Below are 14,637 nucleotides of genomic sequence, written 5' to 3'. Positions count from 1 at the left end.
ATGATTAAATAATAAACTAAATGAATTTCCAAGACTTAAGGAGAACATATAATATTGATTTAAATCAATTAGGTACTATTCTTAAAAAGCATAGAATTAAACTTAATATTCAAGAATTAAGTGATATACCTAAAAATTGGATTGATGCGATTAACCTAGAGTTGAATAAAGAAATTGATGAAGTAAAAACTAAAAAATCACCAATTTCAAACAAAAGTGGGAATGGTAAAGAAATTAAAACTCAATACAAAAAACTTGAAGGCCCAAAACTGGCGAACACCATAGACCTTAAACAATTTGAGAAACCAAATAAAAAAAAGAATACAGCAAAAAAATCGAATACAGAATCTCATAGTAATAATAAACTAAACGAATATTTTTATGGGTATGTCAAGTTTATTGGTAGTGATGAGAGACATGCCTATGTAAAGAGAATTAATGATTTAAATACGATATCAGAAATAAATCTTAGAGAAAAAGATGTTAATGATTACAAATTATTAGATGATTGTTCAAATATTATTCAGGGGCAAATAATTTTATGTAAAGCCACATCTAAAAAATTTAACAACGCAAAAATAAAATCCAGTCATCTAGAGGGATTAATAATTAGAAATGGGAGTACAAATAAATTTGTTGACTGCAGTTCGTTTAATGAATTAAAGGTAATAAATATTGATGCCGTATTAAGAGGTTTTGAAGTTGAATCTACCCCGGTATCGATAGAACTAAGAATTGTTCGAAATCAGTTTTATTGTTCAAAATATCCAATTACTCCAAATCTTGTCACAATTGAAAAAAAACTAGGACAATTGATAGATCAAATCCTAGTAAAAAATAAACTTACAATTTTTGACAAGGACATCGTTAGAGCATATAGAGAATCATATTCTGAAAAATTTGATTATACTACCACCGGTCTGCTACAATCAGATTTAGAGTCGGAATTATACATTAATGATCTCCGTTTACTACTAATTAAATGGAATGACCTTAACCCAAGAATCATTACGTTGAGAAACCTCAATAATTTAGAAAGGATTCCTGAGTATTTTGATTTATGGCTAGAAGGTCTACTAATATTAGGTTTTTGGGAAGATCATTTAATAGATGCTCTTCTTCAATATGCAATAATTCTTAAAGGTGATTTTGAACATAAATTCCTTTCAAAACTTCTATTAACACATAAAAAGGTAATTCTTGAAGGTTTAACAAAGTTGCATAATGGAAATATCATAATTGATGATATTCGACATTTTGAAACACTAAAAGCAATAGCTTCTTCAATACGAATTAAACAAGAACCTGAATTTGTTCAAAAGTTAAAAACCAAATTATCGGTTAGGTTAAGCTTCGAATTATGGGCTACGGATGGTACAGGAACCTTTGATAAAAAAAATGCAATTAATTCATTTGAGAGTTTCAATATAGACACACAAAAGAAAATATTATCCGAACTGGCTGATGACGATTTATCATCTTTATTACCCCTTAAAAGTGAACTATTAACACCCAGTGTTGAAAAACGTCTTTATAAGTTAATTCTAAAAAATGTTGCCAAAGAACTAAAATGCGTTTGTTTTGATCTGGAAAGTAATGGTGAAGACATTCATGAAATAGGATGGATAAACAATGAAAATAAATGGAAACACTTTCAAGAACAATCCGAAATAAAGGATGGATTACAATTTTTTAATGAACTAACTAAAAATTCAAACAACTTTTTTGTTGGACATAATATTATAGAATGGGATATACCTATTTTAAATAAATTCAACGTGACAATTAATGCTGAATTTGTTTGGGATACACTCTTAGTTGAATGTTTTCTTAGTCCTGAATTTACGAATTATGCTCTTATAACTAAGCATAATGCAAAGGATGATTCAATTGTTACTTTAAATTTATTTCTAAATCAAATTCTAAGAATAATCCATTCAAAAGAAGAAAGTTTAATTCATCTGTTCAATTATTTACCAAATAAAATTGTTTCCCAAATAAAATCTCTTAAGAATAGTTTTAATTTTAGTTGGGATCCATCGAATTACCTTTTGTCTGAAAAGACAGAATATTTTAGACCTCAAACTGGGCTTGATCCTCTTGTAGAGGAATTAAAGGAGAACTTAAGAAGTTCTAAAAATCTAAACAAATTAATTATAGGCTCATCTGGATTTAAAAATGAAATAATAGCTGTTGACAATATAAAGTTTCACGCAATTAGTGAAATAAGTAAACACTTTTATCAACTAGATCGGAACAAGATTCTTGAAATAGACCATTCGAAATTTTTTATTAAGAATATTCTGTTAAATTTTATTGATCATAACACTAATTTAAACCGAAAATCTTTTTGGGGATTACTTCCAACGAATATTAAAATTCAGATTGAAAATAATTACGATGACGTTTTTAACCTCTTTCTTCCTATAGAAGAGATTAATTGGGAGCCTGAAAATGTTTTGTTTTTAACCATACCGGAATTATTAAAATACAATAAACAATTATCTAAACTAAATTCATTAGATGTATTTACAATAGAAAATGATCTCATTTCAATAGAAAATAAAAAGTTGCTTAAAGAAGTCAGCTTGGATTTTCTAATGAACAGTTCTAACACGGAAGATCATTTATGGCTTAAATTTACTGGAGGACAAAGTTTAACTCATATTTCAAAAGAACAGTGTGAATTATTAGAGGTTGAAATTCCCGAAAAATTTAACAATTTCTGGATTAAAAAGGTAACACTAGATAAGTTTCATATTTGGGGTAACTATGACTGGGAAGTATTAATTAACTCCTTTAATGTCGAAAATATAATATCAGTTAACAAAGATTCCATTCCTTTAGAAAGTGACAATACTTTTTTTGCCAAAGTTAGTGCAGTTGAAGAGTTTAAAAGTAGAGTGATTAGATACAACCCTGAGTCACTTTATAGATCTAGATATTGGGTGTTTCAAAAACAATTAATTGATCAATTAATAAACGACGTAAATCCTTCAGTTCTATTTATTCAAAATTTCCAAGAAATAGAGGTCTTAAGAAATTATTTTATTCATTTAGGATATTACATTCCTGACAATTCTATTAGTATCAGTAGAAGGTTAGAATTACTTCATCAAAGTTCGTCCAAGAAGAAACTCATTATTGCACAAAACAATCAATTAGCAACGGTTGCAAAATCCAATTATAAAGGAAGTCTAAAGTTTATTATTGATAGTTTTGATTTGCACGAAAATTATTTTTCTTCAGTTAATTCTCAGTATTTTAAAAAATTAGTTTTTTCTAGAGATAATAATTCGGTTCAAAATGAAGTCGATGAGGAAATAGAGTCGAATAAAAACGAAACTAAAATTCAATCACAGAAATCAATATTAAGCGACTCCTTTTTCCTTTTAAAACTTATAGAACCTAAAGTTTCTCATATTAGAAAAACTATTTTTGAAGAAGATGCCGATCACCAACTTTGGCTATTAGACCCTAGACTTAATGATTACTCCTCTTTACATAAATCATGGAAAACAAATATAGGTCATCTAAAAATTTGGAACGACAATGATGAGTATGAAAAGGCAGTCAAAGAAGCCGATATTCACATACAAAGCACAAAACCTTTTAAAGAAATTCCCTATGATTTAGACACAATAAAAAACATCCTAAAACAAGTATTTCTTGAAGACAAGTATAATTGGAGAGATAACCAAATACCATATCTTGATTTAATTCTAAAAGGTGAAGAAGATCAACTAATAACACTACCAACAGGGGGTGGTAAATCATTACTATTTCAAGCTCCGGCTTTATTTAAAAGTACTTTTACTAATAAGTTAACTATTGTAGTTACGCCACTTAAAGCACTTATGGAGGACCAAGTAGATGCTCTTTGGCAAAAAGGTTTCTTTGGAAGTGTGGAATACTTAAATTCAGATAGAAGTTCAGATATTCAATCAATATATCGAGCAATTGCAGGTGGAGAATTAGCATTACTTTTTGTGACCCCTGAAAGGTTTAGAAGTAGGTCATTTAATAATGCCCTAAACCTTAGAATACAATCTGATGGAGGCTTAGAATATGCCGTATTTGATGAAGCGCACTGTGTTTCTCAATGGGGTCATGAATTTAGACCAGATTATTTTAACTGTGCTAAAAAAATACAGCAAATTAAAACTCTAAGCAGTACTGAATTTCCTCTCTTACTTTTTTCAGCAACGGTTTCAAAAAAAATATTCAATGATTTTAATAATATTTTCTCATGATAAATTGGATAGACAAAGAAAAGGAGTATAATCCTATAAGAGAACATATAAAACTTGGTTTTGAAATAGTAGATGATTCTGAAAAAATGGCAGAATCAATTGCAAATGAATTAAAAGAAAAGAATTTCAATGAAAATAAAAGCAGGGCTTTAATTTTTGTCCGGTCGAGAAATGGTACCGAAGAAGCCGTAATTAATTTAAGTAAACACCTTAAAAATCTTAAATTACCATATGCTGATAAGGTAGATTTTTATCATGCCGGATTGGATGGAACTGAACGAACTGAAAAATATGAAAGTTATAAAAATGGCGAAATAGTAATTCTAATATCGACTAAGGCCTTTGGTATGGGTATGGACATTAAAAACATCCACTTCATATTTCATTTAGGTCCCTCATCGACTTTTGAAGATTTTTTACAAGAAGTTGGAAGGGCTGGAAGGAATGAAAAATCGTATGTAGACGCGGGATATTCAAAAGATAATCCTTTACTTTCTAAATGCCTTATGACTAATGATGATTTTAATAAAATAAAGGATTTACAGCATTCAAATGAAATCACTTGGTCAAATGTAGAAAGTGTTAGAGAAACTGTCCTCAAATATATAGCGCAATTCAGAACCCTGAAGAAAGAATTAGAGAATGCATTTCCTCTACCATTAGATCTTTTAGAACAATATGCAGACTATGATGAGGTAAGAGGCAAGGATACCTATTTTAGAGTTATTTTATATTGGTTAGAAAGGTTAAACAGAATCAAATTAGGCGTATTTACTCCATCTCAACTACCAATAAAAATTTTAAATGAAGATTCTTCTTTTCAAAACATAAAAACAAAACACGACAAGGAACAGGTTAAGAATTTAATTAATTTGTTATTAAAAATTAAAAGAGAAAGGTTTCATGAATCCGAATTAATAATGGCTGATATGCAATTATTAAAAGATTCCTTGAAAATCAAGACAACAACAGAACTTTTCAAATTGCTTTTTGCGGCGCAAAAGTCTAAATTAATAATACTGGATAGAAACATTACTTTAGAACAAAGTATAAATCGTTCACCAGAGTTAAATAAATGGAGGTACGAAGTAAGTTCTCCAAGGATTGATGCAACATTCGAGTTTGCAGATAAAATATTGAGTTCAACTAAACTTGGAAATCAAATTAGTTTGGACAATAAAGAACTAAATGAATATTTAGATGAAGTAATTGACCAGTGCTTTCATCCAGAATTTATTTTTTGGACTGAATTGAAAAAGAACAATAGTATAATATCTAAAGAGGAAATTACTAAAAAACTAATTGATGATTTTAAAAGTACTCGAGCCAAATTTGCTTTTAAACTTATTAATTTTTTGCCTAAAATTAAGCACAAGGCTGTAATAGAATATGAGAATGAAAAAGCGATTGTTACACAATTATTGTATAACGGAAACACCTCGAATTCATCAACAAAAGAATATTTAAATTCATTCAAAACAGATTTAATTGCATTAACACATTGCATTTCTAAAGAGAATGAGAAAAATGACACAAAAACTTTTAACATTGTTGAGTTAATTAACATATTAGGTATTGAGAATAAAGGAGATCAATATTTCCAACAACTTATTTTCATTTCAAAGGGACTTGGGTATTTAAAAGGTGGTGGTGATTTAATCCCTATGGGAATAGAACTCTTTATTTCTGATTTGTCTCAGATTGGAGAAAATTTAGAAATTGATCCAATCGTAAAAAAAGAGTTCGAGGAAAGTTCAAAAATGAAAGAATTAAGACTTCTTGCTTTGAAGTGTTTAAGCAATCTAAACGAAGATGAACATGACGCTTTTATTAAAGAATATTTCAATTGTGAAAGCCTTAAAGATCTTATAAAACTTTTAATAGATCATTTAAGCGAAGACCATCCAGATGTTGCCGCCTATAGAGAGGAAGCGTTGAATGACGCCAAAGCACTTTTAAATGAAAAACAAAGAAAAGTTTATGATGGAAATTTACGAAGGAACCATCAAGTTATTGCGGGACCAGGTACTGGAAAAACACACACGTTAACATTAAGAGTTGCCAGATTAATTCAAGAAGAAAAGATCAATCCAGATAACATTCTCGTATTAGCGTATAACAGGGCCGTTGTAGTTGAACTAAAAGAAAGACTAGGAAAACTGTTTAAAAAACTAGGCTATTCCAAATTAATTAAACGATTAAAAGTTTTCACCTTTCATGGTTTTATAAAGTACAGCCTAGGAACCGAAATTGATGGGCTTGAATTTTCAGAATGGACTCCGAAGTTTATCGAAATAATGACCAATTCCCCTGGTACGATTAGTCAGAAAATTGGAAATATTAAATATGCGTTTGTTGATGAATTCCAGGATATTACAAATGAAAGAATGGAACTATTAAAGTTCATTGCAAACCCAAAAAAAACCAAAGTTTGTGTAATTGGTGATCCTAATCAAAGTATTTATGGTTATGAAAGACTAAATAATGGAGATCCAATGGATCCACAACCATACTACGATAAATTTAAGGAGATATATAAACCATTAGAGCATAATTTAAATGTAAATTATAGATCGCATTCTGAGATTCTTTCGAAATCAGAAGAACTATTAAGTTTAAACAATACGCGATTTATGATGCCCCAATTAGAAGCGGCAATACCTTCAATAGAAAACATGCGGTATGTCGAAGAATTTGATTTTAATGAGGTACAAATTGATTGGAAAAATAAACTGCAAGAGTTATTAAATTACTCTGATGAAGTGGGTAGATATAAACAAATTGCAATAATGTTTCGTTCCAACAATGAAGTTTATAGGGCATTTAATTTATTAAAAGAACTGAATCTAAACGTAAGAATTAGAGTTCAAGGATCTAAAGGTTCTTTAATTAGAACTAGAGAGTTTTATGAAATATTAAAGTATTTAGAAAATAAAAATGACGTAACACTTCCTTCTGATTACAAAGAAAAAATATCAAATATAATATCTCAAATTATAGATAGAAACCCTAATTGGGACCAGTACTTACTCGATGTTTTTCAATGTTTGGTTTATGAATTTGAGAAAGAAAAAGATGTTGACTCTAAATATGAGGATCTTATTTCATTTATTTCTGATATTGGAGGAAAAGATGATGGGCAATTCGGGAAAATATATCAGCAAAACATACATTTAATTAATCCCGATATAATCGATCAAGAAATCATTATTACTACAATGCACAAGGTAAAGGGACTGGAGTTTGATGCTGTTTTAATTCCTCCTTCGTTCTCGAACCTTCCTACCACTACTCAATTTGACCCGGAAGTATTACAAGATTACATAGAAGAAGAGAGAAGATTATATTATGTGGCATATTCTAGAGCCAAGAGAAAATTAGTTACAATAAAATTTGATAGAGAAAACGCATTGGAAAATGGAGTAAACTACACCGTACCTACTGCAATGACAAATCGTCTTGGTATTTCAGTAAATGAAGGGATAGATAAATTCACTATGTATTGGAGTGCTAGTAATTATGGAGGGGCAGCATTTAACGATCTTAAAAATAACGTTAAGGTTGGAGATGAAATAATATTAAGATCTGTCAATCAAGGTCCATACATTTTCTGGTATGCATTTATAAACGGAAGAAAAATTGCCCAACTTTCAAGATCCTTGATTCAAAAAATCAATCATCTCAATGAAGTAAAAGGTTTCGTTGTATCTTATATATATGTTCACACATATGAAGAATCATTGTTTTCAGATGATAAAAATGACACAAGCTTTAGTGACAATTGGAATCAAGAATCTAAAGCTAGAGGCTATACCTATTTAATCGATTTTTCTGGATACGGAAAATAAAACGTATGCATATGTTTAAAAATATATTTAAAAGAAAAAGAAAAGCAGAAACGAGTTCATTAATTGATTATGAAACGATTACTCTTTGGACTGCTGGAATTAAATATGAATCTAGAATTGATAGTTTAATGGATTGTAAAATTCATGAAAAAGTTATTCTTGAAAGACAACCAAATAACGAAATTGACACTAACGCCATTCACGTAAAAAGGAAAAATGGCCAATCTTTAGGTTTTATTGGAAAGGCAAAGGCACAATTACTTTCTACTTTATTAGACAACCAAAATGCCGAGGCAGTTGCAACAATTATAAATTTGAAATGTGACTCTAAAAAAGATAATTATGGAGCAAAACTATCCATAAGGATCAAACCTGAATACATGAATATTTTCGTTAATAGCATTGATGATATTGATTATACATTTGAGGTAAGTTCAAGCAATAATCTGTATTTATTAATTGATTGCGATGAAAAAACGCTTAACAAGGTAAAAAAAATACTCTTTGGAAATGAAATTGAAATTCAATATTCTGGTGTTAGTTACAGCACATCATCAAACGGAAAAAATTACGATTGGTATATTAAATTGAACAATGATGAGGATCAAAATAGAATGCAGAGTATTCTTGAGGCTTCATTCCCTATGTTAAAAGTTAAATCGGAAAAAGAATTTAAAAATGAGTATTTGGAAATTCAAGATGAAGAACTTAATTCATTAAAAAGCAGCAATGAAGTTCTTATACAAGAGAATGAAAAACTAAATAATAAACTTAATAGAATTTATCGAAAAGTCAGTCAAACTGAAACTCAATTCGATAAGTTCTGTAAACTTTATTTACCGAATACGGATTTTATACAGGATTCTCACAAAATCTTAATTAGTGAAGATATTGTTGATTTTTCAAAGGCTTTTTCGACACTTCATAAAATTGAAAATGATTCGAATTATAAAGGAAAACCAATGAAAACTTTAGATAAATGGTTTGATACCCATTTCAATACTGGAATTAAAGATGATGGGAGAATTTACTTTAAACGAGAAAATAATAAAACTACTATTTTAGTATCTCTTAAAAAGAATCAGACATCAGATATAAAATTGCTAAAAAAAATATAAATAAATGTCATTCAACGAACTTAATAGCGTAGAGCATTACATCATTCATCAACTCAGTGGTGTGAACCTAAACAATAAAGAAGCACGTGAACCTGAATCAGGTTATGGTGCACATTGGAAGTTTAAATCTTCAAATGAAATTCAACGAGGTGTCAACGAAGTATTGGTAGAGTCGGACCTCAAAGAAGCTTTGATTCGCTTAAATCCAGAAATTGGTGTCAATCCTATTTTAGCCGATGAAGTGATTTATAAGTTACGAACTGTTTTAATTGCTGTAAATCAAGTAGGCTTGGTTAAAGCAAATGAAGAGTTTTTTAAATGGCTTACGGGAGAAAAGACAATGCCATTCGGAGAAAATAATAGGCATGTACCAGTTCGCTTAATCGATTTTGATGATCTGTCGAATAATTCATATATCGTAACGAATCAATATCGTATTCATAATAGAGAAACTAAGATTCCAGACGTTGTAATGATGATTAATGGGGTACCCGTAGTAGTTGGAGAAGCAAAAACACCTATTCGGCCTTCTGTCAGTTGGCTGGATGGAGCTCACGAAGTCCATGACATATACGAAAATAGCGTACCTCAATTATTTGTCCCAAATATTCTATCATTTGCCACAGAAGGGAAAGAATTATATTATGGAGCCATTCGCACTCCGTTGGAGTTTTGGGCACCTTGGAGATTAGAAAACGATGATGATGCCCTCGCCAAAAGAATGGGGTTGGCAGAGATTGGAAAAGAATTATCTGATTTATTATCTCCCGCAAGGTTGTTAGATATTATGCAGAACTTCTCATTATTTACTTCCAATAAAAAGAAACAACGTATAAAAATTATTTGTCGTTTTCAACAATATGAAGGTGCAAATAAAATAGTAGAACGTGTAAAAGAAGGTCAAGTTAAAAAGGGATTGATTTGGCATTTTCAAGGATCTGGTAAATCATTGTTAATGGTTTTCGCCGCACAAAAATTACGCAAGTCTTCAGAATTAAAAAGTCCTACGGTAATTGTATTGGTTGACAGAACAGATTTAGATACTCAGATTAGTGGAACTTTTAACGCTGCAGATGTACCAAATGTAGAAACTACGGATAGTATATCTGAACTTCAAGAATTGTTAGAAAGAGATACTCGAAAGATTATTATCTCTATGATTTTTAAATTCAGAGATGCGAAGCCAAACATGAATACTCGAGACAACATCATTGTTTTGGTAGATGAAGCACATAGGACTCAAGAAGGCGATTTAGGCCGTCAAATGAGAGCTGCTTTGCCTAATGCATTCTTATTTGGATTGACTGGAACACCAGTAAATAAAGCGGACAAAAACACTTTTTGGGCATTTGGAGCAGAAGATGATGAAGGTGGCTATATGTCTCGTTATACCTTTCAGGATTCTATAAGAGATAACGCCACGTTACCCTTACATTTTGAACCTAGATTGGTAGATGTACACGTGGATAAGGAGACCATAGATAAAGCTATGGTAGATTTTAAAGAAGCAACTGGCCTAACAGATGAAGAAGCAGATGCTTTAAATCAGAAATCTGCTAAAATGGCTGCATTTTTGAAATCGCCAGAACGTGTTTCTAAAATTGTTAAGGACATTTCAGAACACTACAATGAGAAAGTGGCTCCTCATGGATTTAAAGCAATGATCGTTACCCCAGATCGACATGCTTGTGTTCAATATAAAGAAGAATTAGACAAGTATTTCCCCGAAGAAGCGAGTACTGTTGTTATTTCAACATCAGCCAACGACGATTTTGAGTTTAAACAAAAATGGGGAGTTGATAAAAACAAACAAGAAAAAATTGTTGAAGAATTTTGTGATCCAAAATCTGAAATCAAGTTTATCATTGTTACAGCAAAGCTTTTAACAGGTTTTGATGCACCGGTGTTGCAAACCATGTATTTAGATAAATCTATTAAAGATCATACATTGCTGCAAGCGATCTGCCGTACAAATAGACTTTATACAAACAAGTCGTTCGGTAGAATAGTTGATTATTATGGGGTATTTGACGATGCCGCAAAAGCACTTCAATTCGACGAAGAAAGTGTTAAAAAGGTAATCACAAACTTGTCAGAATTGAGAAGTAAATTGCCCCAAGCAATGAAAGATGCTTTAAGCCATTTTGATGGAGTGGATAGAAGTCTAGATGGTTTTGAAGGTTTAGAAGTAGCTCAAAATGCTATCAAAACCGATGAGGCAAAAGATGCCTATGCAAAAGATTATAAATACCTATCTAAATTATGGGAATCTTTATCTCCAGATAATATTTTGGATCTATATAATGAAGACTATAAATGGTTATCACAAGTATTTGAATCTGTAAAACCAGCATCAGATAATATTGGTAAATTATTGTGGTTTTCTTTGGGTGCGCAAACCACTAAATTGATTCATGATAATATACATGTAGGTGAAGTTCACCAGTTGGATGAATTTGTTTTGGATGCAGATGTTATAGAAGATATTTTTAATAATCCAGACCCGAAAAATGCGAAGAAACTGGAGAGGATATTAATAAAACGTTTTAAAAAGCATGGAGGTGATCCACGTTTTAAAAAATTGAGTGAAAGATTAGAGGCTTTAAGAGATAAGGCAGAACTAGGTCTTATAACCTCAATTGAATTTGTAAAGGAACTTTGTAAAATAGCAAAAGAAACTGTGCAGGCCGAAAAAGAAAAGGAACAATTAATAGAAGAAAAGTCTCCAAAAGCGGCGTTAAGCGAATTATTTTTAGAACTAAAGACAGATCAAACACCGGCTGTTGTTGAGCGAATTGTAAGCGACATCGATGCGATTGTAAGAGTTGTTAGTTTCCCTGGTTGGCAACAAACAAATGCTGGAGAGAGAGAAGTTCAAAAATCTCTAAGAAAACAGTTGTTGAAATACAAATTACATAAAGATCAGCTATTGTTTGAACGTGCTTATGCATATATAAAAGAGTATTACTAGATTATTAAAAAACATTTTTCAATAAATATTCCATTGCTTCCCTATCAGTTAACCGAGTTGGTTTTTTAGTTTTTTTGAATTTTTTACCAGGAATATCTTTTAAATCCTTTTCAATCATTAAATATAACCGCTCCAATTCGGAGTAAGACAGTTCTTTGGCTATTTGATGTACTAATTCTGCTTTCATATTTCATTTATTTTTGAAAAATCAACATTAAACTGTGTTTCCAATAAATACCTTTCAATGGCTTCTTCATCTATGTCAGGAATTGACTTAGGTTTTTTGTTTAGTACTGTTTTGTGCTTATTCGATAACGATACTTCGGACAACTGATTTTTAAGGGTTTTTAGTATGTTTTCCTCCAAAACAATAGGTTTTGTGTAGGTTTTAGCACATTCAAACACATTCAAAACATCTTTAATATGCATTTGAAAAACACATTTTTGTAATTCTAAATGGTTATTTACACGTGTTTCAAATGTGTAATTCTGAGTATTTTCAAAAATATATGTGCTAAAATTGTAATATAAATTCAGCATTTCTAAATATTCCGTTATCAACCAGTCAAACTCTAAAGAGTCTAGTTCCTTTCTAATTTCGATAAGTTTAAACTTATTATCATTCAATAATTGTGCGTTAGAATCCCACTTTGATAGCACTTTTTCAATAACTGGAATTGTACCAGAACTTTTATCAATTATGTATAATGTGTCAAACACATAATTAACGTCACTTTCATCATATGAAATAAATTTTTCACCCAAATCCAAATCCGATGGAAAAAAGAAAAGAAATCCTTCGGTAAGATTTTCGAATAATTGATAATATGTTTTCTCTATTTTACTTGTCATGCATCATCTTTCAATAAATGAGAATAGTCTTCTGGCAACTGGGCATCAATACTTCGTAAGTATTTTTCTAACGCTTCCATTGTTTCATGCCCGGTAATTAACATCAGTTTGCATTTTGCTTCGTATTGTGTCATTGTTTTAGACAATTCATTGCACAATTTTGTGATATAAGTGTGTCTAAAACTGTACATTGTATAATCTATGCCAAATTCAAAGTGATCCTTAACAACACGTTTAAAGCGTTGAGAGAAATTGTTTCGTCTATTGGATAGATCAGCATTCCATTTACCTCCAATTACCTTAGGAGTAAATAAAAACAGCTCTCCGTCAAGATCTGACAAATACTTTATTTCTTCAAATAATATGTCTGGTATAATCTTAACCTTTAGAGCTTTATTCTTTGCTTCAAACTGCAATTTCTTTCCACCAAAATCGATATCCTTTAATCTTAGTCTACAAACTTCTATAGGTCGTAATAAATTGTAGGAAACAAATTTTATGAATAATAGTAGGATAGGGTCTTGCTCTTCTAAATACTTGAAAATTGCTTTACGCTGGTCATCGGAATAGGCTCTATGCCTTTTGGGTTTGCTCTTAATCATTTTTATACCAGCAACAACATTTCTATTTAGTATTTCGTGATCTTCGAGTAGTTGAAATGCGCTTCGCAAGTCCGTTTTATAATTATTACGAGTTGTAGGACTGGTTCTATCTAAAACATCGTCTAAATAGGCAATAACCTTTCTCTTGGTAACACCAGTAATTGTTTTGGTTGTAGGATTATGTTTTCGCATCCATTTCTCAAAATCCTTAAGCCTACCTATATAGGTGCTTTTTCCACTTTTGGCTATTTTCTGTTCCTTTTGTTTTATAACATAAGCGATGGCCTTTTTAATTGTCATTCCTTGGTCAACAGCTGGAACTTGTGGTGGAGTAGGAGTTTGTCTTTTTAAATAGTTTTTCTCATACCCCTCATGTATCATTTGCCTATAGAATTGAGTGTTATCTACGAACGGATTATAACCTCTATTCAATAATTTAGTAAGTATAATTTGATGTGATTGTAAAACGGCCATTCGAGCTCGTTTTGTTTTGAATGCATTTGCTCCTCCATAAATTGGACTCATCCTTTTCATCTTTCCAGTAGAGGGATCTCTGAAGGAAAAATAAACGTACCATCGTTTACTAAGGTCACCTTTGTAACTTGCAATTTTGGGTGTGGAGAATTTGGTCTTTAATGGCAAATGATAATGTTTTGCGTATTCACTTTCGTATTCAAATTTAATAATTTCATTTAAAAAATTCATAAAAAAAACGGTTTAGTGAAACCAAACCGTTGTTTTTTAAATACTTAAATTGTGTAGCGTGATGCAGAATTGAACTGCAGACCTCCGGGTTATGAATATTGCAAAAGCCCTTATTTTATTGCTTTTTTTACTGTTTTATAGACAACTTGTGTACGAAATCGTGTACGCTAAATTATACAATTTGTATATGTAAATGTAATAAAATTATATTATTATAAACTATGATTTTTTACAATACAAACAAATTAGAATTGATTAATATCACAAAACAAAGGTGCATTCCAAAAA

At 30.7% G+C, this 14,637-nt stretch carries 7 protein-coding genes; 4 read left to right on the top strand and 3 right to left on the bottom strand.

Going from position 1 to position 14,637, the window contains the following annotated elements; translation table 11 throughout:
- The first annotated feature begins 20 nt into the window (after nucleotides 1–20).
- The 4 genes from RM519_RS02540 to RM519_RS02525 are packed head-to-tail and all read left to right on the top strand — an operon-like array spanning nucleotide 21 to nucleotide 12,190.
- A complete protein-coding gene (locus RM519_RS02540) occupies nucleotides 21–4,253 on the top strand; it encodes a DEAD/DEAH box helicase (RefSeq protein WP_311591942.1) in 4,233 nt (1,410 codons plus the stop codon).
- Nucleotides 4,250–8,101, top strand: a complete 3,852-nt coding sequence (locus RM519_RS02535; protein WP_311591941.1) for a UvrD-helicase domain-containing protein — start codon at nucleotides 4,250–4,252, stop codon at nucleotides 8,099–8,101. The genes RM519_RS02540 and RM519_RS02535 overlap by 4 nt, the downstream gene beginning before the upstream one ends.
- An 11-nt stretch (nucleotides 8,102–8,112) precedes the next feature.
- Nucleotides 8,113–9,219: an HIRAN domain-containing protein gene (locus RM519_RS02530; RefSeq protein ID WP_311591940.1), complete on the top strand. Its 1,107-nt coding sequence runs from the start codon at nucleotides 8,113–8,115 to the stop codon at nucleotides 9,217–9,219.
- A gap of 4 nt (nucleotides 9,220–9,223) precedes the next feature.
- Entirely contained in the window at nucleotides 9,224–12,190 is a 2,967-nt protein-coding gene (locus RM519_RS02525; protein ID WP_311591939.1) for a type I restriction endonuclease subunit R, read from the top strand.
- Nucleotides 12,191–12,194: 4 nt separating this feature from the next.
- Here RM519_RS02525 and RM519_RS02520 read toward each other — a convergent pair whose 3' ends face one another.
- The 3 genes from RM519_RS02520 to RM519_RS02510 are packed head-to-tail and all read right to left on the bottom strand — an operon-like array spanning nucleotide 12,195 to nucleotide 14,349.
- Nucleotides 12,195–12,377 (bottom strand): hypothetical protein, encoded by a 183-nt coding sequence (locus tag RM519_RS02520; protein WP_311591938.1) that lies wholly within the window; start codon nucleotides 12,375–12,377, stop codon nucleotides 12,195–12,197.
- Entirely contained in the window at nucleotides 12,374–13,042 is a 669-nt protein-coding gene (locus RM519_RS02515; RefSeq protein ID WP_311591937.1) for a hypothetical protein, read from the bottom strand. Before RM519_RS02515 ends, RM519_RS02520 begins: the two co-directional genes overlap by 4 nt.
- Nucleotides 13,039–14,349 (bottom strand): tyrosine-type recombinase/integrase, encoded by a 1,311-nt coding sequence (locus RM519_RS02510; RefSeq protein ID WP_311591935.1) that lies wholly within the window; start codon nucleotides 14,347–14,349, stop codon nucleotides 13,039–13,041. The genes RM519_RS02515 and RM519_RS02510 overlap by 4 nt, the downstream gene beginning before the upstream one ends.
- Between the last annotated feature and the right edge of the window lie 288 nt (nucleotides 14,350–14,637).

Source organism: Urechidicola vernalis (assembly GCF_031846385.1).
Taxonomy (GTDB): domain Bacteria; phylum Bacteroidota; class Bacteroidia; order Flavobacteriales; family Flavobacteriaceae; genus Urechidicola; species Urechidicola vernalis.
Note: the sequence above shows the minus strand (reverse complement) of the source record. Positions and strands in the feature narration are given on the sequence as shown.

Coding starts and splice junctions, on each gene's coding strand:
- RM519_RS02540 (WP_311591942.1), top strand. CDS start 21: ATGAATTTCCAAGACTTAAGGAGAACATATAATATTGATTTAAATCAA.
- RM519_RS02510 (WP_311591935.1), bottom strand. CDS start 14,349: ATGAATTTTTTAAATGAAATTATTAAATTTGAATACGAAAGTGAATAC.
- RM519_RS02535 (WP_311591941.1), top strand. CDS start 4,250: ATGATAAATTGGATAGACAAAGAAAAGGAGTATAATCCTATAAGAGAA.
- RM519_RS02520 (WP_311591938.1), bottom strand. CDS start 12,377: ATGAAAGCAGAATTAGTACATCAAATAGCCAAAGAACTGTCTTACTCC.
- RM519_RS02530 (WP_311591940.1), top strand. CDS start 8,113: ATGTTTAAAAATATATTTAAAAGAAAAAGAAAAGCAGAAACGAGTTCA.
- RM519_RS02515 (WP_311591937.1), bottom strand. CDS start 13,042: ATGACAAGTAAAATAGAGAAAACATATTATCAATTATTCGAAAATCTT.
- RM519_RS02525 (WP_311591939.1), top strand. CDS start 9,224: ATGTCATTCAACGAACTTAATAGCGTAGAGCATTACATCATTCATCAA.